Source organism: Oligella sp. HMSC09E12, assembly GCF_001808505.1.
Lineage (GTDB): Bacteria > Pseudomonadota > Gammaproteobacteria > Burkholderiales > Burkholderiaceae_B > Oligella > Oligella urethralis.
Genome location: NZ_KV793615.1, coordinates 80,983 through 102,742 on the forward strand (window position 1 = coordinate 80,983; position 21,760 = coordinate 102,742).

Consider the following 21,760-nt stretch of genomic DNA (forward strand, 5'->3'; position numbering starts at 1 on the left):
CCTAAATTAATAGCTGTTATGCGTTTCGTTCAGTGACTCTTCCGTGATCGGACCGCGCATCACGCGATAAACATACGAGGTGTAGGATAAGATGATCGGTAAGAAGATAATGGTCACAATCAGCATCACCCACAGGGTTAGATGACTAGAGGAAGCATCCCACACCGTCAGACCTTGGTTTGGATTAGCTGAGGAAGGTAGGATAAAGGGGAATAAAGCAAAACCAACGCTTAGAATCACACCCGTAATGCTGAGTGCTGAGCTGATAAAGGCCGCAATCGGGCGCTGCATCGCTAAGCAGACACCGGTCAGTAAAGCAGCTACGACACCCAGGGCAGGCGCAGCCCACATCCAAGGGTACTTAGCGAAATTAGCTAACCAAGCGCCATTAACCACATCCACGCTTTTATTGAGCGGATTAGATGGGGCGCTAGGATCGGTGGCCGAGGTAATGAGCTGACCGTCTAAGGCACTGAGCCAAAAACCGCCTGCTGCAAATAATACAGCGACTAAGAGTGCGGTGATGATGCCGAGTTTACGCGCCCGATGATTGACGGGCTCAACCACACGCCAAGCGATCAGGGTAGCACCGTGCGTTACCAGCATGAGTAAGCTTAAGACACCGCAAAAGAGGGTAAATGGTGTAAATAGGCCGAAGAAAGTGCCATGGAAGAGGGGGCGCATGCTCGGCGTTTCTACCTCAAAGGGGATGCCTAGGATCACATTACCAAAGGCTACGCCAAACACCACAGGTGCCACCACCCCGGCAAAGGTGAGGATACCGTCAAAGACATTACGCCAGGTTGTACCCTCGTATTTGCTGCGGTACTTAAAGCCCACGGGACGCAAAATTAAAGTCACTAACAAGAGCATCATGGCCAGATAAAAACTGGAAAATGAGGTGGCGTATAAGGCGGGCCAAGCCGCAAAAATCGCCCCACCAGCGGTAATTAACCAGACCTGATTACCCTCCCAAACTGGACCAACTAAGTTAATCATCAGGCGGCGCTCAGTGTCGCTACGACCGATGACTGGCAATAAGGCAGCAACGCCCAAATCAAAACCATCCATGATGGCAAAGCCGATAAGCAGCACGCCCATCAACAGCCACCAGATAATACGTAGGGTTTCGTAATCTAATAAAATCAATGAGTTCGTCATAATTTTTTCCTTTCTTAGTGGCTTTGCACTGCCTCGGTCGCTACCTTAGCGCTAAGCATTGAAGCGTTGTCGCTAGGGGTGTAATACTCAGGCCCCTTTTTAATTGCGCTTAACATCACTTTGGTACCGACAATAAAAATCGTTAAGTACAAGGTGAAGTAAATGGCTAAGCTAATGAGGAGTGAGGTTACGGATAGATGCGAGACCGCATAGTGGGTCGGTAAAATACCGTCAATAACCCAAGGCTGACGACCGTATTCAGCCACAAACCAACCGCATTCAATCGCTATCCATGGCGTTACAATTGTCCACATGGCTAGTTTTAAGGTTTTGCTGCTTTGAGCAATACGACCTTTCACCGTTAACCAGAACACTAAAGCAAAGAAGAACACAAAGTAAAAGCTAAGTGCCACCATAATGCGGAAGGTATAGAATAAGGAGGTGACATCCGGTACGGTATCAATGGCGGCCATGCGAATTTCTTCAGGCGTGGCATTAGCAATATCGTCACGATACTTTTTAAGCAATAAGCCATAGCCTAAATCCTGCCAGTTATCCGCAAAAAACTGCTTGGACTCTGCATCATTGCCATCAGCCTTGCTGCGTTGTAGGGCCTCGTATACATCAATGCCTTTGATGATGCGCTCTTCATTACGCTCCACCAGTTCCTTAATACCTGGCATCACTTGGTCAAAAGAGCGTGTACCAATTAAACCCATGACCCAAGGGATGTCGATGGCAAAGTCATTTGCCATGGCCTCTTGGTTAGGAATGGCCACCACGTTAAAGGAGGCCGGTGCGGCTTGCGTTTCCCACATTGCCTCAAGGGCGGCAATTTTCATTTTCTGGTTCTCACCAGCTAAGTAACCGCTCTCGTCGCCAAGGGTAATGGCACCGATAGAAACCATAAAACCAAAGGCAGAAGCAATCGCAATCGAGCGCTTAGCTAAGCCGATATTGCGTCCACGTAGTAAATACCAAGCACTTACCGCAATAATAAACACGGCACCAGTAATATAGCCAGCAATTACAGTGTGCAGGAATTTCGCTTGGGCCACTGGATTTAAAATAACGTCAAAAAAGCTCGTCATCTCCATGCGCATCGTGTCCGGATTAAAGACCGCACCGACGGGGTATTGCATCCAGCCATTGGCAATAAGAATCCATAAGGCGGAGAAGTTAGTGCCTAAGGCGACTAACCAGGTGACGGTTAAATGTGCCTTTTTAGACATGCGATTCCAGCCGAAGAAGAAGAGACCAATAAAGGTTGCTTCGAGGAAGAAAGCCATTAATCCTTCAATGGCTAAAGGGGCACCGAAAATATCGCCCACATAGTGACTGTAATAGGACCAGTTCATACCAAACTGGAACTCCATCACGATACCGGAGCCTACCCCGATGGCAAAGTTAATGCCAAAAAGGGTACCCCAGAATAGGGTCATGCGGCGCCAAATATCACGTCCGCTAATCACATAAATTGTTTCCATAACCGCTAGCAAAAAGGATAGACCCAAGGTCAGCGGCACGAAAATAAAGTGGAACATGGCGGTCGCCGCAAACTGCAAACGCGACAAGCCGACGACATCAAGTTCAAACATTAGAGCTCTCCAAAAATACGGTTCGCTAAGAGAAAGGGCTGCGGGATTAGATAAAACTCACCCTGATCTTAAGTTGTTACTGTGTTGTAAAAAAATGGATTAAGTATTCAATAACGATAATGCTTTGTTATGCACCGATGTTGCGATGCTCAGATAGGATGGGCGGCGCCAACGGCCGGTGTGGTAACCACTGATCATGGGGTGTGGGAAGGGCGACAAAGGATGGTATTGCTTGCGGTTTGCTGCGTGCGATCAGCTGAGTTCCTTGTAGCAAGGGCTGTGTGTTGAGGATGGCTTCAGCCATGCTCGGCAGCAAACAGGAGAGGCAATATGCACTAGGGCTAGGCGATATAGGGGCTTCATCATCGCTGGTTAGGGTGATGGTGTAGCTGATAAGCTGCCCCTGAGCGCCGCACAGCGCCATGGTAATCACACTGGGCGCAGCGTCGTCACTGCCATCAGTCACCATCGTAGTGGCTAATGGCATAGATAGCGCTGCTACTAGAATAGCTAGTGCGCTCCACCATATAAGAAGACGACGCTTAATACAGGGCATGGGGAAATATTTTGTTACGCTAATATGTTTAATTCTAACCCATTGTTAATGAGCGCGCATCAAAATAATAGTAAAAACCCTAGATCCTCTGATTAGCTATGAGTGGCGACTGGATAAAATTAAGCCGAAGGCAATCAAGGCAATCCCGATTAGATGGTATGCATGAATACTTTCTTTGGCAAAAACGGCAGCCAAAATCACCCCAAACACTGGCATCAAGTGAATAAATAGCCCTGTCAGCATGGGGCCGACCCGACTGATGGCTAAACTGTAGCAAACATAGGCAATCACCGAGGGGAAGATGCCCACATAGAGTAAGGCTAATTTTGCATTGCTATTGAGATAAATCGGTAATTGAGCGCCCGATTCCCATAGCCATAAGGGGAAGAGCGCAATCACGGCAATGGCAATTTGGACCGAGGTCAGTGCGGTGCGGTTCATACCTTGAGGTGTGCTTTTCATCCATAGCGTGTAAATGGCCCAACAGATCATCGCCACAAAAACAATGATATCGCCTGGGTTAAAGCTGAAGTTAATCAGGGTTTGCAGATTGCCATTACTAATAATTGTCGCCACCCCAATGAGAGACAAAACTAAACCAATCGTGGGTAAGGTATAAAGACGCTGCTTATAAAATAGTAAGCCGAATAAAATAATCAGCACCGGCACGGTTGAGTTAAGCAGCAGGGCATTGGTTGCTGTGGTCCCGTGTAAGCCCAAATAGACCAAGGTATTAAAAGCAGTGACCCCGACAATGGCGGTTTTAAGCACAAAGAATTTATGTTGCTTATAGAGCGGCCAGTCGTTTTTAATATGCTTATAGGTAAAGGGTAAAAGAAAGCAAAACGCAATCAACCAACGCCAAAAGGATAGGCTCATGGGGCCGATATCATCGCGGACGATACGCCCGATGACAAAGTTACCTGCCCAAAACAGCGGGGGCGCAATTAATAATAAGAGGGTGGTGAGATTGAGTTTTTTAAACACGTCAAGGACTGGTAAAAAGGGCCTAAAGTTTTACTTTAAAGCATTATGCAACAGAAGAATGGTCGGCGCATGCTTAATTACAATACTGACAAGATACTGAATTACGACAAAATAAAAGCCACCGCCAATTTTATGGGGTGGCTTTTGAGTCAGGATCAACCTGTTCAAAGGCAGTTACACCGCGTCCAGCGCTTGCGCTAAATCAGCGATCAGATCATCAATATGCTCAATTCCCACCGATAGACGCACCATATCCTTACTCACACCAGCGGCGGCTAATTCCTCATCGCTTAATTGACGATGTGTGGTGGTGGCCGGATGGCAAGCCAAACTGCGGGTATCACCGATATTTACTAGGCGAATAAAGAGCTGTAAGGCATCAATAAAGCGCGCACCTGCTTCACGACCGCCTTTGACGCCAAAGGATAAGATGCCAGAGGGCTTGCCTTTCACATATTTTTTAGCTAATTCATGCTCCGGGTGATCGGGCAGACCAGCATAATTGACCCAAGCGACTTTATCATGCTGCTGTAGATACTCGGCAATTTTTAGCGCATTGTCTGTATGACGTTCCATACGCAAGCTGAGCGTCTCCAAACCCTGTAATAGCAAGAAAGTACTGAGCGGACTGATGGCAGCACCCATATTCCGTAAAGGCACCACCCGAGCACGCGTGATATAGGCCGCTTTACCCACATCCTGCACATAATTCACGCCGTGATAGCTAGGGTCCGGGTTGTTTAGTAGTGGGAAGCGCTCAGGATAGTCGCCCCAGGGGAAATTACCGCTGTCGACAATGATACCGCCCAAGCTATTGCCGTGACCGCCAATGTACTTGGTTAAAGAATGCACCACAATATCAGCGCCAAATTCAAAGGACTTTTGTAATACCGGCGTGGCGACGGTATTGTCTACCACCACTGGGACACCGTACTCATGCGCGATCTTGGAGACTGCTTCTAAATCGACAATATTACCCAAGGGGTTACCGATGGACTCCACAAAAACCAGCTTGGTGCGTTCATCGACTAAGTCACGTATCGCTTCAGGGTTTTTATGATCAAAGAATCTGACCTCAATCCCTTGGCGTGGCATGGTATGGGCAAAAAGATTATAGGTGCCACCATATAAGGCGGAGACGGAGATGATATTGTCACCCGCTTCGGCAATGGTTTGAATGGCATAAGTAATGGCTGCCATACCGGAGGCTAAGGCTAGGGCACCCACGCCACCTTCAAGCGCTGCTACCCGCGCTTCGATAATGGCATTGGTCGGGTTGGTAATGCGGGTGTAGATATTACCCGCTACTTTTAGATCAAATAGATCTGCCCCGTGCTGTGTATTATCAAAGGCATAGGAGGTGGTTTGATAAATTGGTACTGCCACCGCTTTGGTCGTGGCTTCTGGCTCATAACCGGTATGAACGGCAATGGTCTCGTCTCTATAAGTCATTGTCTTCCTCTCTTTGTCATGCTGCGAATCGCAAATAGCCATAGTATAACGGCATCGTTGCGCTAGTTTCCATGAAATATTAGAAATATATTAATAAGCGTCCGTGATATGTTCTATTATTTGCTGGCGCAACGGTGGCGGATGATTTCTATTAGACCGGGCAGTAAGGATAAGATAATAATTGCCACCAACACCAGGCTTAAATTATTTTTGACAACTGGGATATTGGCAAAGAAATAGCCTAGGTAGGAGAAAATCGGTACCCATAGCAAGGCGCCAATGACATTAAAGCGATAAAAATGGCCGTAGTGCATTTTGCTCATGCCAGCGACAAAAGGCGCGAAAGTACGTACAATCGGCACAAAGCGCGCCAAAATAATGGTCTTACCACCATGCTTCTGATAAAAGGCATGGGTTTTCTCTAAATACACTCGGCGGAAAATCTTGGAATTTGGATTGGCAAACAGCCGATGGCCGAAGTACTTGCCGATATGAAAATTTACCGCATCGCCTAGGATCGCAGCGATTACCAATAACAGCACCATCAGATGGACATTCATCTCACCAATGGCCGCTAAACCACCGGCCGCAAAGAGCAGCGAGTCGCCCGGTAAGAGCGGCGTCACCACTAAGCCCGTTTCACAGAAAATAATTAAAAATAAAATGGCATAAATCCAGAGACCATAGTCATTTGCCAAGACCTGTAAATGCTGATCAATATGGAGAATAAAGTCAATAATCGCAGCGAGCATAAAAAATACCTAACATGGCTAGTTAACATCACTGCTACAACAGGTATCAGTGAACAGATAAAGTATGCCACAGCGCATAGCCGTCGCCGCAGCATAGCAAGTTATCAAGCTTGCGTGATAAGCTTAGTCACTAAGTAAGCGTTAAAAGTTTCCTGACCACCCTCACTGCCTATGCCGCTATCCTTAATGCCGCCAAAAGGCGCTTCCGGCAAGGCAGAACCTAAGTGATTAAGATGTACCATCCCCGCTTCGATGTCATTTGATAGCTTAACCGATGCCTGTAAGTTGTTAGTAAAGGCATAGGCCGCTAAGCCATAGGGGAGACGATTCGCTTCGGCAATGGCTTCATCCAACTCGCTAAAAGCCGTCACCGTAGCCACGGGGCCAAAGGGCTCCTCGTTCATTATTTTACAAGCATGATGGGTGTTAGTGAGTACGGTCGGCGCATAGAAAAAGCCCTCACGCTGCAGACGCTCACCGCCTATTTCAACGGTGGCGCCCTGTTGACGCGCATCCGCTATTAAATCACCCATGGCCGCAAGTCGCCGCTCATGTGCAAGTGGTCCCATATCCACCGCCTCATCTAAGCCATTGCCAATATGAATATTGCTAAGCTGGCTAGTAAACTCGGATAAAAATTGATCGTAAGCCTTTTGTTGCACGTAAATACGAGTCGGCGAGACACAGGTTTGACCCGCATTGCGAATTTTACTGCGAGCCAGGGAGCGAGCGGTTTTGGCAATATCTGCATCATCCAGAATCAGCACCGGTGAATGCCCACCCAGCTCCATGGTCACCGGCTTCATATGCGCTCCGGCTAAGGCGGCCAATTGCTTACCCACCGGAACGGAACCGGTAAAGGAAATTTTTCGCACAATGGGTGAGCGAATTAAGTAGTCAGACACAAAGGGCGGATCGCCCCAGACAATATTTAAGACCCCCTTGGGTAGTCCGGCATCCCTAAATAGCTCGGCAATGGCCATAATGGCACTGGGTGAATCCTCCGGCCCTTTTAAAATGATGGTACAGCCGGCACCGATGGCGGCGCTGATTTTGCGAATGGCTTGATTAAATGGAAAGTTCCACGGGGTAAAGGCTGCGCATACGCCGATAGGCTCTTGTATCACGTATTGGCGAAAATTGGCTCGGCGGGGCGGAATAATACGCCCATAAATGCGCCGACATTCCTCCGCGTGCCAATCACAGTGATCGGCACAACTGACGATCTCAGCTATGGCTTGAGACAATGGCTTACCCTGATCGAGCGTGAGATTGCGGCCGATTTGCGGTGCTCGTGCACGCGCCAACTCAGCCGCTTTACGCAAAATCGCTGAGCGTTCCATAGGTGAGCTGTGTTTCCATGTTTTAAAGGCTGCTGCCGCCGCGGCGAGTGCATCATCCAAGTCCGCTTGCGTTGCCAAGGGCAATTGCCCTAACACCTCCTCGGTGGCTGGATTAATCACCGCTTGTGTTGGGCGATTGCCCGCATTGATAAATTCCCCGTTAATAAAAAAACCCAACGACGGGTATGACTCGATCATGACTGTCCTTAAGAAAATGCAATGCGCTAAGCATTAAATATTACCGCTGCTGCGGGTCTTATTCAAGGAGGAGGGTGGTACGGATAAGGAAAATTGATCGCACTGCAGCTGATTGCTAATGCAAGCATAAAATAAAATTAGCTGCAGCTAAATAATAGTTTATTAGGGTAATCCTAGGTTTTAGATTTTGATAAAAGCTTTAAAATTCACACACAGATTTCTTACTTTGTCTTTTGGAGACTGATTATGGCTTTAAAAAAGTGGCTTATTGGTGTTGCGACTTCAGCAATGTTGGTAGTCTCAGGTAGTGCTTTGGCTCAAAAAGCTCAATTTGTTACTGTGTTAACTGGTGGTCAAAGTGGCGTTTATTATCCGGTAGGTGTGGCCTTAGCGCAGCATTATGCTGAAAATATTCCCAATGTGCGCGCTACTGCACAAGTAACAAAGGCTTCTGCAGAAAATATGAACTTATTACAAGCAGGTCGCGGAGAAATAGGTTTTTCTTTGGCGGATACGGTGGAGGATGCCTGGAATGGTCGTGAGGAAGCCGGCTTTAAAGCTAAGTTAGACAAGCTGCGTGGCGTGAGTCGTTTGTACAATAACTATGTACATATTATTGTGAATGCAGAAAGTGGTATTGATTCATTAGACGATCTCAAGGGTAAGCGTATCTCCGTTGGTGCAGCGCGTTCGGGTACGGAGTTAAATGCACGTGCTATTTTTAAGGCTGCCGGTCTTGAATACGGCGATTTCTCCAAGGTTGAGTATTTATCCTTTGGGGAATCGGTGGAATTAATGAAAAACCGTCAAATTGATGCCACCCTACAATCTGCCGGTTTGGGCGTGGCCTCCATTCGTGACTTAGCCAGTGCGGTCAAGATTAAAGTGATTCCTATCAGTAAAGAGGTGTTGGCCAAGATTGATTCACAGGCCTATGTAGCAGATGTGATTCCTGCGAATACCTATGATGGTCAAAGCGAGGATGTGCCAACCGCAGCCATTCCTAATTACTTAGTGACGCATTCGGGTGTCTCCGATGACTTAGCCTATGAGATGACTAAGGTACTCTATGAGAAGTTGGATAATCTTAAAAATGCACACAATGCCATTAATGCCATGGACATTAAGCAGGCCGTGACCGGTATGCCAGTGCCACTACACCCAGGCGCTGAAAAGTTCTACAAAGAAAAAGGCATTATTGAGTAACGATCCTTTGTTGTCTTAAGACTTACCCCACAAAGCCTGACGATTCTAGGCTGTGGGGTAGTTTTTTTTAACACCTCGTATTCATCGTATTAACATTGATGGCATCAGCGGAATCAATCATGAGTTTAAATGAAACTGATAAGCAACCCATGGTTCAATTTGGACGAGCAATTTTTTGGGTGGCAGTACTTTTTTCAAGTTTCCAAATTTATACAGCGGCTTTTAGCCCTATTTCCAGTCAAGTAACCCGCGCTATCCACGTGGGTTTTGTGATTTTAATGGTCTATACCATTGCGCCTCGTTTTTTTGGGCAGCGTGTGCCGGTATTAGGCTGGGTGCTAGGCTTACTCGGTTTTGTCTTAAGTCTTTATCACTGGGTGTTTGAAGCGGATTTGACCGCACGGGCGGGTGAAATGACGCAGGCTGATATGGTGGTCGGCATTTTGACCATTATATTGGTCTTTGATGTGACCCGTCGTATGATGGGCTGGGCCTTGCCGATTGTGTGCGCTGTATTTTTAGCTTATGGCTTATTCGGTGAGTATTTACCGGGTGCCCTGATGCACCGAGGCTATGGTTTTGACCAAATCGTGGGGACCTTAGCCTTTGGCACGGAGGGGATATACGGTACCCCTACCTATGTTTCATCAAGCTATATTTTCTTATTTATTTTATTTGGTGCGTTTTTAGAGCGTGCCGGCATGATTGATTTGTTTAGTGATTTTGCGATGGGTACCGTTGGTCACCATCGTGGCGGTCCGGCAAAGGTCTCCGTAGTCAGTTCAGGGCTCATGGGCACGATTAATGGTTCCGGCGTGGCCAATGTGGTGACCACCGGTCAGTTTACTATTCCATTGATGAAGCGTTTTGGTTATTCAGCGCCCTTTGCAGGTGGTGTCGAAGCAACCTCCAGTATGGGTGGGCAGATTATGCCGCCGGTGATGGGGGCGGTAGCCTTTATTATGGCCGAAACGATTAACGTGCCCTATGTGGAAATTGTGAAGGCGGCCATTATCCCGGCCATGCTGTATTTCTTCACCGTGTTTATGTCAGTGCATTTTGAGGCGGGCAGAAAGGGCTTGCATGGTTTGCCTAAGGAGGAATGCCCTAACCCTTGGACTGCCTTAGCTAAAAAGTGGTATTTATTAATTCCTCTTATTGGCTTAGTGTATTTGCTGTTCTCAGGTTATACACCGCTCTTCTCTGGCACGGTTGGTTTGGGTTTAACGACGATCCTGATTTTTGGTGCAGCCGCTATCCAAGGTGTCTCGAATACTGCCCTACGATATATTTTCTGGATCCTATTGGGCATTGCGTGTTTAGGTTTTAGAGAGTTTGGTGTTAGCGCCTTTTTCGCAATTATTGCTTTTTTAGTCGTGGTGTTAAAGCTTAAACGCGATGGTAGCGGTAGTGCGGTTAGTGAGGCGTTGCAGTCAATGGCAGAGGGCGCACGTCATGCTTTACCGGTGGCGGTAGCGTGTGCCTTAGTTGGCGTGATTATCGGTATCATTAATTTAACCGGTGTGGCTGCTGAGTTTGGTGGGCAGGTGATTGCGGTGGGGCGCGATAATTTATTTGTTGCCTTATTTTTAACCATGATCACGTGTTTGGTTTTGGGCATGGGGATTCCAACCATACCAAACTACATTATTACCAGCTCCTTGGCAGCGCCAATCTTATTGGAATTGGGTGTGCCGCTGATTGTGTCTCATATGTTTGTGTTTTACTTTGGGATTATGGCTGACTTAACCCCACCGGTGGCATTGGCGTGTTTTGCTGCTGCCCCTATTGCTAGGGCCTCGGGTTTTACTATTAGTCTGCAAGCAGTGCGGGTGGCCATTGCAGGTTTTGTGGTGCCTTATATGGCAGTTTATACACCGGCCTTAATGCTCCAAGAATACAGCCATTTTTATGAAGTCGTGATCGTGGTGCTGAAGGCGGCCATTGCCATTGTGTGTTGGGCTGGCGGGGCGACAGGCTTTATTTTTACGCGTTTAAATCCTTTTGAACGAGTCTATGTCATCCTTACTGCCGCTTTACTGGTTTGGGCCAATTCTTACTCTGATATCGCAGGCTTTGGCCTAGTTGCTGTCTTTGCCGTATGGCATTTGCTCAAGTACCGACGTGATAAAGCAGCCGGTCTGCTGACAGTTAAGGGATCGAGCTCAAGCGCTGCAGTGCTCGCCACAGAGTTAGGGGCTTCACCAAATCAGAATCAGGGCTAATTAGCTGATGTCCATATCGACTGTCTTGGCTCAGTTGTCCTTGGGGGTGTGCTTGCAATTAGCGGCAAGCGCTGAGGTGCCTGCTTATGCGAGGGTCGAGTTTGTGCCGGCGCAAGAATTTACCCTCGCTTGGGTGCATAGTATTGAAAAGGTACGCTGGGAAGAGGATTATGAGGTGATGCTCAGTGCTCACTCAGAAGATGCGTTAAGAGCGGATTTTGGTGGGGCTGCGCAGCCTCATCCTGCCTTGCCTCAGCCCGTGCTAGTGGCCAAGGCGGCACGGATCCGAGGTTCTGCTGCTGGTATGGAACCGCCTGAGGGCGCCATTTTTAAAGATGGTTGGTATCATTACACGCCCATGATCACTGAGCATCAAGAAATTCGCTTAACCCGTTCCGAGTTTGTGCCGGATTATGAGTGGTGTGATCCTCATGGCTGTCGTTCATTGGCGGCCATATTGCCAAGTGATGGTGGGGTTACGCTGATGCGCGCTTGTACTCAGCCCGAGTAATTGTCAACATCCGCTAATCCCGCTTAAAAGACCTCAACTTCTTTCATCGCTTGCTTAAATTTACTTGTTATCCCTTGTGCCAAGTGCTAGTTTATAGCTAGTTTCCAGCCTTTAAATAAGATATAAATGATGCACTTAACGGATGATTTCGATCGCCAACATCTTTGGCACCCCTATGCCTCCATGACTGAGCCTTTGCCGAGCTTTAAAGTAGATGCGGCAAAGGGGGTTTATTTACAGATGGCCGACGGTCGGCAGTTAATTGACGGCATGTCTTCGTGGTGGTGTGTGATCCACGGTTATAGTCATCCAGAGCTCAATCAGGCGGCCATTGAGCAAATTCATAACATGTCGCACGTGATGTTCGGTGGTTTAACCCATGCGCCAGCCATTGATTTAGGCCGTGCACTGCTAGATATATTACCGGCACACTTAGACAAAATTTTTTATGCCGATTCAGGTTCGGTTGCGGTTGAAGTGGCGTTGAAAATGGCGGTGCAATATTGGGCGGCACGAGGACAAAGTCACAAGCAAAATATCATTACCACCCGTTCGGGCTACCACGGTGATACGTGGAATGCGATGTCGGTGTGCGATCCGGTTACTGGCATGCATAGTCTCTTTGGCTCAGCCTTACCGCAGCGCCTATTTGTGCCAGCGCCACAAACTGCCTTTGATCAGCCTTGGGATCCTAGTGAGATTGAGCCTTTGCGCCAAGCCTTGGAGCAGCATCATCACAGCCTCGCTGCCATGATCATTGAGCCGATTGTGCAGGGGGCGGGCGGTATGCGTATCTACCACCCCCAGTATTTGCGTGAAGCGGCGGCGCTTTGTAAAGCCTACGATGTGTTATTGATATTAGATGAAATAGCAACCGGCTTTGGTCGCACGGCGAAGCTTTTTGCGTGTGAATATGCGGATGTGGCTGCTGATATCATGTGTTTGGGTAAGGCCTTAACGGGCGGTTATATGAGCTTAGCGACCACCGTGACCACAGCACACATTGCCGAGACGATTAGTAACGCAGAGCCTAAGGCCTTTATGCACGGTCCTACCTTTATGGCGAATCCTTTAGCCTGTGCGGTAGCGACTAAGTCCATCGAATTGCTACTTAAATCCGATTGGCAACATCAGGTGTCGCGTATTGAGGTGCAACTGCGAGCGGGGCTGAGTGAGTTAAAAGCCTTGCCGCAGGTAGCAGATGTGCGCGTGCTTGGTGCCATTGGGGTGGTTGAGATGAAGCAGCCGGTGCGGATGCGAGAGATACAGGCGCAATGCTTAGCCCATGGTATTTGGTTACGACCTTTCGGTAAATTAATTTATACCATGCCGCCTTACGTGATTAATGAGCAGCAACTACAGCAATTAATTCAAGGAATACAAGCCATTGTTAAAGGGGAGCAGTAATCGATGGACGCTTATCAGCATTATGCAGAGCAATTAGCAGAGCTTCAGGCGCAAAATAACTACCGTCGCTTTAAAGCCATTGAGCGTGAGGATAGTGGCTATATCAAGCTGTCGCCACAAGCGCCAGGGGCCATGCTGGATCTGAGTTCAAATGATTATTTAGGACTCTCCTTTGATAAAGCGCTATTAGAAGAGTTTAAAGCCACCTATGGTTTGCCGATGCATGCCTTAGGTAGCGCCTCCTCGCGTCTGTTAACCGGTCAGTTTGAAGAGCATGCCCAACTGGAAGGCTTGTTGGCTGAGTCCTTTGCTCGAGCGGCACTGGTATTTAATAGCGGCTATCATGCCAATATCGGCATCTTGCCGGCCTTGACTGATGAGCAATCGCTGATCATTTCAGATGAATTAATCCATGCCAGTATTATTGATGGCATTCGTCTCAGCAAAGCGCAGCGTCGACGCTTTAAGCATCAGGATTTGGCGCAGCTGGAGCAGCTACTGCTTGAGGCAGAAGCCGATCCTAAGCTTAATAAAGTCTTTGTGGTGCTAGAGAGTGTGTATAGCATGGATGGGGATGTGGCGGATTTGCAGGCTGTGGTTGCACTAAAGCAAAAGTATCCCAAGGTAATGCTGTATGTGGATGAGGCGCATGGGATTGGTGTCTACGGTGAGCGAGGTCTGGGGGTGGCTGAGGCGCAGGGTGTCCTGCCGCAGATTGACTTTCTGGTTGGCGCCTTTGGTAAGGCGATTGCCTCGGTGGGTGGCTATTTAATCTGTGCGCCGGTGATTCGAGAGTATTTAATTAATAAAATGCGACCCTTGATATTTTCTACGAATTTGCCACCGGTGAATGCGGCTTGGACTTACTTCGCCTTTAAAAAGATGCTTGGCATGCAGCAAGAGCGAGCGCATTTACAAGGTCTTAGTCGTGATTTAAGGCAAGCGATTTTAGCCAAAGGGCTGGATTGTCGCAGTCAGTCACATATTGTGCCTATAATCTATGGGGCTAATCAATTAGCGATTGAAAAGGCAGCGACTATGCAAGCAGCCGGGTTTTATGCGTTACCCATACGCTATCCGACCGTGCCACAAGGGCAAGCGCGGGTGCGTTTGTCATTACATGCGGCATTGGATTGGCAACAGCTGGAGCCCTTGTTAGCGTACTGCTAGCGTAGCATTATGAATTGTCATCTAAATGAAATTTTATTTGTTATGTTGCGCTGTGTCATTTTTTCATCGCAAAAAAAGTTCTATAATTTTAAATTCCATTTTTTAAAAAAGAAACTATCGTGTCACACTCACAAGAATATCGTATTGAAGAAGATCTCCTCGGTCAGCTAGAAGTGCCGGCTGATGTTTATTATGGCGTACAAACCTTACGCGCAGTGAATAACTTTGATCTCTCCGGGATCACCTTGTCGCATTTTCCAAATTTTGTTAATGCCTTAGTCGTGGTTAAGCAGGCTGCGGCGGATGCTAATTATGAATTAGGTGGCCTGACTAAGGAAAAGCACGAGGCGATTACTCACGCTTGTCAGCGCATTCTCGCTGGTGAATATCATGAGCAGTTTGTGGTTGATATGATTCAAGGGGGTGCTGGTACCTCCACCAATATGAATGCTAACGAGGTGATTGCTAACGTTGCCTTAGAGCATATGGGTTATCAAAAGGGCGAGTACCAACACTTGCACCCAAATAACGACGTCAATATGGCTCAATCGACCAATGACGCCTATCCTACCGCAATTCGTTTAGGCTTATTATTAGGTCATAAACGCCTGTTAGAGAGCCTTGCTTGCACGATTGAGGCATTTAAAGCCAAGAGTAAGGAGTTTGATCATATCCTGAAGATGGGTCGTACGCAGTTGCAAGATGCTGTGCCGATGACTTTAGGGCAGGAGTTTTTTGCTTTTGCGACTAATTTAGAAGAGGATTTGGAGCGTTTCGAAAGCTGGGCCCCTGAGCTGTTGTTAGATGTGAACTTAGGTGGTACGGCAATTGGTACCGGCATTAATGCGGATCCTAAGTATCAAGGCATTGCGGTGCGTCGCTTGGCTGAAATCAGCGGTCATCCGGTGCGTGCTGCCAAGGATTTGATTGAAGCCACCTCGGATATGGGTGACTTTGTATTATTTTCTGGCATGTTAAAGCGCACCGCCACCAAGCTATCCAAGATTTGTAATGACTTGCGTTTATTGTCTAGCGGTCCGCGTACGGGTATTCAGGAAATTAACTTACCACCGCGCCAACCGGGTAGTTCGATTATGCCGGGCAAGGTGAATCCTGTGATTCCTGAAGCGGTGAATCAGGTAGTGTTTGAGATTATTGGTAATGATTTAGCCGTTACCCTAGCGGCTGAAGCTGGTCAATTACAGTTAAATGTGATGGAGCCTTTAATTGCCTATAAGCTCTTTGATTCTACTCGTTTATTGCAGCGCGCCTTAGATATGCTGTGTAGCCTATGTATTGAGGGTATTACGGCCAACGAAGCGCATTGTAAGCACTTAGTAGAAAACTCTATCGGACTGGTGACGGCGCTTAACCCCTATATCGGTTATCAAAACTCAAGTCGTATCGCTAAAAAGGCCTTTGCGAGTGGACGCGCTGTGTTGGAGCTAGTGCGTGAAGAGGGTCTGCTGGAGGAGGATGTGTTACAGGAAATCCTCCGTCCTGAAAATATGATTACCCCACGTATGCTGACGGTAGAGCGTTAATCTAAGTTACTACGATAGCGGTCTAGTGAGCAAGGAGTGACGCATTCCTTGCTCATTATTTTTTGCGGATCAAAAGCTCATGGGGATAGTCACTGGGCCGTCATTGATAAGCTGCACTTGCATATCCGCGCCAAAAGCGCCGCTTGCTACCGTTGGGTGTAGGCTGTTGGCATAAGCGAGGAAGGCATCATAGAGTGCTTTAGCTAATGCGGGCTCGGCGGCATTGATAAAACTTGGTCGATTGCCGCGACGAGTATCGGCTGCCAAGGTAAATTGACTCACTACCAGCATACCGCCATTGATTTGCTGTAGCGATAAATTCATCTTCGCCTCAGTATCGCTGAAAATACGTAAATTGAGTAGCTTGTCAACGGCCTTTTTAACAGTTGCTTCGGTGTCCTGAGGCTCAGCACAGACAAACACCAACAGCCCTTGATCGATTTGAGCGTGAACTTTATTATCAATGAGTACCTGGGCTTCTTTGACCCGTTGGATTAAGCATTTCATTTCAATCTCTTTAGGATGAAGTTATCAGCATCATAACGCACAAAGAAATTTTAATTGCAAAAGGCGCAGAGCATCACATCATGAAACTAGAAAAAGGCATTTATTTTATTAGCGGTATTGATACGGATATTGGTAAGACCGTTGGTACTGGTATTTTGGCGCGTGAGCTGATGGCTCAAGGTCGAGCCGTGATCACGCAAAAAATGGTACAAACGGGTTGTGAGTTTTTATCCGAAGATATTGAAGAGCATCGCCGATGGATGGGTTTGGCCGAAGATGAGCGCTTTTTGGAGGATAAAGAGGGGCTGACGGCGCCGCAAATCTTTGCTTATCCCGCATCACCACATTTAGCGACGAAATTGGAAAATAAAAGCCTGGATTTGGCCTTGATTGAGCAAGCAACTCAGGTGTTAGCTGAGCGTTATGAGGTGGTGCTATTGGAGGGGGCGGGCGGTTTGATGGTGCCACTGACTGAGGAATTGCTCTGTATCGACTATATCGCCACTAAAGGCTATCCCTGTATTTTAGTGACTAGCGGTCGCTTAGGAAGTATTAATCACACCTTGTTGAGCCTGCATGCCTTAAGACAGTATCAAATAACCTTACATGGGCTGATCTATAATGCGCATCATGATTCAGAAGATTCATTAATTGCCATGGATACGCAACGCTATTTGCAAGATTATCTGCAAAAGCATTTTCCAGCAGCGCAGTTTTATGTGGTACCAATTCAAAAAGCTTAAATAAAACAACACTTTTTGGCGATAAAGGCTACAAGTCCTTGATCTATCAATTTAAAGGGCGTATACTCATAGATTCACTTAATAAAGTGGAAGTTTATCCAGAGATTTCAACCCAGGGTGATGTAGCAACTTAGCGCATTATCTGACGGGGCCAATACTGGTTATATTCAAGATGGCTTACTCATCATCATGGCGTGTCTTTTGCGCTACTTGCCGTAAGTCTCTTAAATGGGATCGGTGCTGTGTATTTATAAAAATAAGACGCACACCGTATATGTAACTAAGTTGGAACAGGAACTATCATGATCCAAATGCAAACCACGTTAGACGTGGCTGACAATACTGGTGCGCGTAAAGTACAGTGCATCAAGGTGTTGGGCGGCTCTAAGCGCCGTTACGCTGAAATCGGTGACATTATTAAAGTCACTGTAAAGGAAGCAGCACCACGCGGTCGCGTTAAAAAAGGCGAAATTTACAACGCAGTCGTTGTTCGCACCGCAAAGGGTGTTCGTCGTAGAGATGGCTCATTAATCCGCTTCGGTGGTAATGCAGCCGTATTGTTAAATACAAAGTTAGAACCAATCGGAACTCGTATCTTTGGTCCAGTAACTCGTGAGTTACGTGGCGATCGTTTTATGAAGATCGTTTCATTGGCTCCGGAAGTTATCTAGGGAGGCCACGATGCAACGTATTCGTAAAGGTGATGAAGTTATCGTACTGGCAGGTCGTGACAAAAAGCGTCGCGGTGTTGTGTTAGCGCGTGTTGGTGAGGACAAGGTCATTGTCGAGGGTGTTAATGTGGCTAAAAAGCACACTAAGCCTAATCCAATGCTTAACAACCCTGGTGGTATCGTTAATAAGACAATGCCTATTCATATTTCGAATGTGGCTATCATTAACCCGGAAACCGGTAAAGCTGACAAGGTTCGCATCAAGGAAGTGGACGGTCGCAAGGTTCGTGTTTTCCGCTCTAACGACAAAGTCGTTGGCGAGAAGTAATAAGGGGTAGATGAATGTCTCGTTTACAAGATTTATATAACAGCAAAATCGCTGCTGATTTGAAGGAAGAATTCAAATACAACAGCTTGATGGAAGTGCCTCGCATTAGCAAGATCACTCTTAACATGGGTGTTTCTGAGGCGGTAGCAGATCGTAAGGTCATTGAGCATGCGGTATCTGATTTAGGTAAGATTGCTGGTCAAAAGCCAGTCATTACTAAGAGCCGTAAAGCGATTGCGGGCTTTAAAATCCGCGAAGATTACCCAATCGGTTGTATGGTTACTTTGCGTGGTCGTCGTATGTATGAGTTCTTGGATCGTTTGATTCACGTTGCTCTACCACGCGTGCGTGACTTCCGTGGTGTGTCCGGTCGTTCATTTGACGGTCGCGGTAACTACAATATCGGTGTAAAAGAACAAATTATTTTCCCCGAAATTGAGTACGACAAAATCGACGCATTACGTGGCTTGAATATCAGCATCACGACCACTGCTAAAACCGACGAGGAAGCAAAGGCTTTATTAAAAGCTTTCAGTTTCCCATTCCGTAATTAATTAGGGGCAACGTTGTGGCTAAATTATCACTTATCAACCGCGATCTTAAGCGTGCTAAGTTAGTTGAAAAATACTCAGCTAAACGTGCAGCATTAAAAGCGGTCATTAATGACACCTCAAAAACAGACGAAGAGCGCTATTTAGCTCGTCTGGAATTACAACAGTTACCTCGCAACGCTAATCCAACTCGTTTGCGTAACCGTTGTGCAATTACTGGTCGCCCACGTGGTGTGCTCAGTAAGTTCGGTTTAAGTCGTCACAAAGTACGTGAGCTTGGTAATAAGGGTGAGATCCCTGGTTTAACCAAGTCTAGCTGGTAGGGAGAAGAATTATGAGCATGAGCGATCCAATCGCCGACATGTTAACTCGCATCCGCAATGCGCAGATGGTCGAGAAAGTATCGGTTTCTATGCCTTCCTCAAAGCTTAAAGTAGCGATTGCTACCGTGCTTAGAGATGAGGGTTATATCGAAAGTTTTGAAGTAAAAGGCGAAAAAGCTAAACCTGAGCTTGAGATTGCCTTGAGATATTACGCAGGTCGTCCTGTAATCGAACGCATTGAGCGTGTGTCCCGTCCTGGTCTTCGTGTATACAAAGCCAGCGGTGATATTCCTCAAGTGATGAACGGTTTAGGTGTGACCATTGTTTCAACATCGCGCGGCGTGATGACTGATCGTAAAGCACGTTCAGAAGGCGTTGGTGGCGAAGTTCTTTGCTACGTAGCATAAGGAGTATTACTATGTCTATGTCACGTATTGCTAAGAATCCCGTCGCTGTACCTAGCGGCGTTGAGGTAAAAATCAGCGATGATAATATCTTCGTTAAGGGTCCTTTAGGTGAGTTAAACCAGGCCTTAAGCGGTGACGTTATTGTTAAACTTGAAAATAACGAATTAACGTTCGAAGTGGCTAACGAGACCCGCTTTGCTAAAGCCATGTCAGGTACCTTACGTGCCTTATTGAATAACATGGTGACTGGCGTGAGTAAGGGTTTTGAGCGTCGTTTGACCTTATTGGGTGTGGGTTACCGTGCTCAAGTTCAAGGTAATGTGATCAAGATGGATCTAGGCTTCTCGCATGATGTATTGCATGAGTTGCCTGCGGGTGTGACGGCTGAGACGCCTTCACCAACCGAGATCGTTCTTAAGGGTTACGATAAGCAGGTCGTTGGTCAGCAAGCTGCCAAGATTCGCGGCTATCGTCCACCTGAGCCATATAAAGGTAAGGGTGTTCGTTACGCTGATGAATACGTTCAGCTTAAAGAAGTTAAGAAGAAATAATAGCGCAAACAAGGATTAATCATGGATAAGAAAGTATCTCGTTTGCGTCGTGCAGCAGCGACTCGTCGCAAAATTGCTCAGTTACAGACAGCTCGTTTGTCTGTTTACCGCAGTAACTCGCACATCTACGCAAACATTATTTCGCCTGAAGGCGACAAAGTATTGGTTTCTGCTTCTACGCTTGAGCCAGAAGTGCGCCAAGAGTTAAGCAACAACAATGCTAAAAGTGGCAATGTTTCTGCTGCTGCCATCGTTGGTAAGCGCATTGCCGAAAAGGCGAAAGCCGCTCAGATCGAATCGGTTGCATTCGACCGTTCGGGTTTCCGTTATCACGGCCGCGTAAAAGCATTGGCAGAAGCTGCTCGCGAAGCCGGTCTTAAGTTCTAAGGGAGTAGTCAAATGGCAAAAGCACAAGGTAGACAAGCTACTGACGAACGCGATGACGGCTTACGCGAAAAAATGATCGCCGTTAACCGTGTTAGCAAAACAGTAAAGGGTGGTCGCACCATGAGTTTTGCTGCCTTAACCGTCGTTGGTGATGGTGACGGTGGTGTCGGTATGGGTAAGGGTAAAGCACGTGAAGTACCGGTTTCTGTACAAAAGGCGATGGAAGCAGGTCGTCGTGGTATGGTTAAAATCCCTTTAAATAATGGTACCTTACACCACACCGTGATCGGTAAGCATGGCGCTTCAACCGTATTGATTTCACCAGCCGCTGAGGGTACTGGTGTGATCGCAGGCGGTCCAATGCGTGCAATTTTTGAAGTAATGGGCGTACGTAACGTGGTTGCTAAGAGCTATGGCTCACGTAACCCTTACAACTTAGTACGCGCCACTCTTAACGGTCTTGAATCGTGCATGACGCCAAGCGATGTGGCAGCTAAGCGCGGCAAGACGGTAGAAGAGATTTTGGAGTAAGCCATGTCAGAGAAAAAAATTAAAGTTACTCTAGTACGCTCTGTTATCGGCACTAAACAAGACCATCGTGCCACCGTGCGCGGCTTAGGTCTGGGCAAGGTTAACAGCAGTCGTGTATTAGTCGATACGCCTGAAGTACGCGGTATGATCCGTAAAGTGGATTATTTAGTATCCGTGTCTGAGGCTTAATCGTAAAAAGGAATAGAGATGTCAGTAACACAACTGAATACATTATCGCCTGCTGAGGGTAGTAAAGCAGCACGTCGCCGCGTAGGTCGTGGTGTTGGTTCTGGTTTAGGTAAAACATGTGGCCGCGGTCACAAGGGTCAAAAATCACGTTCCGGCGGTTTCCATAAGGTCGGTTTTGAAGGCGGTCAAATGCCAATTCACCGTCGCTTACCTAAGCGTGGCTTTACCTCAATGTCTAAGCATTTAAATGCTGAAGTTTGTTTATCAGAATTGCAATTAATGCAAGCAGATGAAATCGATTTAGCAACGCTTAAGCAAGAGGGTGTCATCGGCCAGGGCGTGCGTTTTGTTAAAGTTATCAGCTCCGGCGAGTTATCCCGCAAGGTTAACTTAAAAGGCATCAAAGCCACTGCAGGCGCTAAAGCAGCGATTGAGGCTGCCGGCGGTTCATTAGCTGAGTAA

Annotated in this window: 25 protein-coding genes; 17 read left to right on the forward strand and 8 right to left on the reverse strand. The window is 47.2% G+C overall.

Annotated features, from left to right (window positions below; genetic code table 11):
- Positions 1-6: 6 nt before the first annotated feature.
- The 7 genes from cydB to HMPREF3179_RS10515 all read right to left on the reverse strand — a co-directional run bounded on the left by cydB (position 7) and on the right by HMPREF3179_RS10515 (position 8,047).
- A complete protein-coding gene (gene cydB, locus HMPREF3179_RS10485; protein ID WP_070471127.1) occupies positions 7-1,161 on the reverse strand; it encodes a cytochrome d ubiquinol oxidase subunit II in 1,155 nt (384 codons plus the stop codon).
- 14 nt (positions 1,162-1,175) lie between these two features.
- Positions 1,176-2,759, reverse strand: a complete 1,584-nt coding sequence (locus HMPREF3179_RS10490; protein ID WP_018025396.1) for a cytochrome ubiquinol oxidase subunit I — start codon at positions 2,757-2,759, stop codon at positions 1,176-1,178.
- Positions 2,760-2,886: 127 nt separating this feature from the next.
- The gene (locus HMPREF3179_RS10495) at positions 2,887-3,246 is read right to left on the reverse strand and encodes a hypothetical protein (protein WP_070471128.1); all 360 of its coding nucleotides are present in this window, start codon (positions 3,244-3,246) and stop codon (positions 2,887-2,889) included.
- 165 nt (positions 3,247-3,411) lie between these two features.
- On the reverse strand, positions 3,412-4,302 hold the full coding sequence (locus HMPREF3179_RS10500) for a DMT family transporter (RefSeq protein ID WP_070471130.1): 891 nt from the start codon (positions 4,300-4,302) through the stop codon (positions 3,412-3,414).
- 174 nt (positions 4,303-4,476) lie between these two features.
- Positions 4,477-5,754, reverse strand: a complete 1,278-nt coding sequence (locus HMPREF3179_RS10505) for an O-acetylhomoserine aminocarboxypropyltransferase/cysteine synthase family protein (protein ID WP_070471132.1) — start codon at positions 5,752-5,754, stop codon at positions 4,477-4,479.
- Positions 5,755-5,870: 116 nt separating this feature from the next.
- Positions 5,871-6,506 (reverse strand): DedA family protein, encoded by a 636-nt coding sequence (locus HMPREF3179_RS10510; protein WP_036557780.1) that lies wholly within the window; start codon positions 6,504-6,506, stop codon positions 5,871-5,873.
- A gap of 104 nt (positions 6,507-6,610) precedes the next feature.
- Positions 6,611-8,047, reverse strand: a complete 1,437-nt coding sequence (locus HMPREF3179_RS10515; protein ID WP_070471134.1) for an NAD-dependent succinate-semialdehyde dehydrogenase — start codon at positions 8,045-8,047, stop codon at positions 6,611-6,613.
- Between the two features lie 246 nt (positions 8,048-8,293).
- Between HMPREF3179_RS10515 and HMPREF3179_RS10520 the strand changes: the two genes are divergently transcribed.
- The 6 genes from HMPREF3179_RS10520 (at position 8,294) to HMPREF3179_RS10545 (ending at position 16,110) form a co-directional block, all read left to right on the forward strand.
- Positions 8,294-9,253 carry a TAXI family TRAP transporter solute-binding subunit gene (locus HMPREF3179_RS10520; protein ID WP_018025402.1) on the forward strand — a complete coding sequence of 320 codons (960 nt, stop codon included), beginning with the start codon at positions 8,294-8,296 and terminating at the stop codon, positions 9,251-9,253.
- 119 nt (positions 9,254-9,372) lie between these two features.
- Positions 9,373-11,478, forward strand: a complete 2,106-nt coding sequence (locus tag HMPREF3179_RS10525; protein ID WP_070471136.1) for a TRAP transporter permease — start codon at positions 9,373-9,375, stop codon at positions 11,476-11,478.
- A gap of 7 nt (positions 11,479-11,485) precedes the next feature.
- Positions 11,486-11,989 carry a DUF1850 domain-containing protein gene (locus HMPREF3179_RS10530; protein ID WP_083290755.1) on the forward strand — a complete coding sequence of 168 codons (504 nt, stop codon included), beginning with the start codon at positions 11,486-11,488 and terminating at the stop codon, positions 11,987-11,989.
- A gap of 126 nt (positions 11,990-12,115) precedes the next feature.
- Positions 12,116-13,396: an adenosylmethionine--8-amino-7-oxononanoate transaminase gene (bioA, locus tag HMPREF3179_RS10535; protein WP_246824451.1), complete on the forward strand. Its 1,281-nt coding sequence runs from the start codon at positions 12,116-12,118 to the stop codon at positions 13,394-13,396.
- 3 nt (positions 13,397-13,399) lie between these two features.
- A complete protein-coding gene (locus HMPREF3179_RS10540; RefSeq protein WP_070471140.1) occupies positions 13,400-14,566 on the forward strand; it encodes an aminotransferase class I/II-fold pyridoxal phosphate-dependent enzyme in 1,167 nt (388 codons plus the stop codon).
- A gap of 119 nt (positions 14,567-14,685) precedes the next feature.
- The gene (locus tag HMPREF3179_RS10545; protein ID WP_070471141.1) at positions 14,686-16,110 is read left to right on the forward strand and encodes an aspartate ammonia-lyase; all 1,425 of its coding nucleotides are present in this window, start codon (positions 14,686-14,688) and stop codon (positions 16,108-16,110) included.
- A 69-nt stretch (positions 16,111-16,179) separates the two neighbouring features.
- Here HMPREF3179_RS10545 and dtd read toward each other — a convergent pair whose 3' ends face one another.
- Complete coding sequence (gene dtd / locus HMPREF3179_RS10550) at positions 16,180-16,617, reverse strand: D-aminoacyl-tRNA deacylase (RefSeq protein WP_070471143.1); 438 nt, start codon at positions 16,615-16,617, stop codon at positions 16,180-16,182.
- A gap of 80 nt (positions 16,618-16,697) precedes the next feature.
- Here dtd and bioD point away from each other — a divergent pair, with 80 nt between their 5' ends.
- The 11 genes from bioD to rplO all read left to right on the forward strand — a co-directional run bounded on the left by bioD (position 16,698) and on the right by rplO (position 21,760).
- Complete coding sequence (gene bioD, locus HMPREF3179_RS10555) at positions 16,698-17,360, forward strand: dethiobiotin synthase (protein WP_018025409.1); 663 nt, start codon at positions 16,698-16,700, stop codon at positions 17,358-17,360.
- 302 nt (positions 17,361-17,662) lie between these two features.
- The gene (gene rplN / locus HMPREF3179_RS10560) at positions 17,663-18,031 is read left to right on the forward strand and encodes a 50S ribosomal protein L14 (RefSeq protein WP_018025410.1); all 369 of its coding nucleotides are present in this window, start codon (positions 17,663-17,665) and stop codon (positions 18,029-18,031) included.
- A 10-nt stretch (positions 18,032-18,041) separates the two neighbouring features.
- Positions 18,042-18,359, forward strand: coding sequence for a 50S ribosomal protein L24 (gene rplX, locus HMPREF3179_RS10565; RefSeq protein WP_018025411.1), 318 nt, complete (start codon positions 18,042-18,044; stop codon positions 18,357-18,359).
- 14 nt (positions 18,360-18,373) lie between these two features.
- Positions 18,374-18,913: a 50S ribosomal protein L5 gene (gene rplE, locus HMPREF3179_RS10570; RefSeq protein WP_018025412.1), complete on the forward strand. Its 540-nt coding sequence runs from the start codon at positions 18,374-18,376 to the stop codon at positions 18,911-18,913.
- Positions 18,914-18,927: 14 nt separating this feature from the next.
- Positions 18,928-19,233: a 30S ribosomal protein S14 gene (rpsN, locus tag HMPREF3179_RS10575; RefSeq protein ID WP_018025413.1), complete on the forward strand. Its 306-nt coding sequence runs from the start codon at positions 18,928-18,930 to the stop codon at positions 19,231-19,233.
- 11 nt (positions 19,234-19,244) lie between these two features.
- Positions 19,245-19,640: a 30S ribosomal protein S8 gene (gene rpsH / locus HMPREF3179_RS10580; RefSeq protein WP_018025414.1), complete on the forward strand. Its 396-nt coding sequence runs from the start codon at positions 19,245-19,247 to the stop codon at positions 19,638-19,640.
- Between the two features lie 17 nt (positions 19,641-19,657).
- Positions 19,658-20,191 carry a 50S ribosomal protein L6 gene (gene rplF, locus HMPREF3179_RS10585; RefSeq protein ID WP_026156715.1) on the forward strand — a complete coding sequence of 178 codons (534 nt, stop codon included), beginning with the start codon at positions 19,658-19,660 and terminating at the stop codon, positions 20,189-20,191.
- A 21-nt stretch (positions 20,192-20,212) separates the two neighbouring features.
- Positions 20,213-20,578, forward strand: a complete 366-nt coding sequence (rplR, locus tag HMPREF3179_RS10590; protein WP_018025416.1) for a 50S ribosomal protein L18 — start codon at positions 20,213-20,215, stop codon at positions 20,576-20,578.
- A 12-nt stretch (positions 20,579-20,590) separates the two neighbouring features.
- A complete protein-coding gene (rpsE, locus tag HMPREF3179_RS10595) occupies positions 20,591-21,109 on the forward strand; it encodes a 30S ribosomal protein S5 (protein WP_018025417.1) in 519 nt (172 codons plus the stop codon).
- 3 nt (positions 21,110-21,112) lie between these two features.
- Positions 21,113-21,298: a 50S ribosomal protein L30 gene (rpmD, locus tag HMPREF3179_RS10600; RefSeq protein ID WP_018025418.1), complete on the forward strand. Its 186-nt coding sequence runs from the start codon at positions 21,113-21,115 to the stop codon at positions 21,296-21,298.
- Between the two features lie 18 nt (positions 21,299-21,316).
- Entirely contained in the window at positions 21,317-21,760 is a 444-nt protein-coding gene (gene rplO / locus HMPREF3179_RS10605) for a 50S ribosomal protein L15 (protein ID WP_070471145.1), read from the forward strand.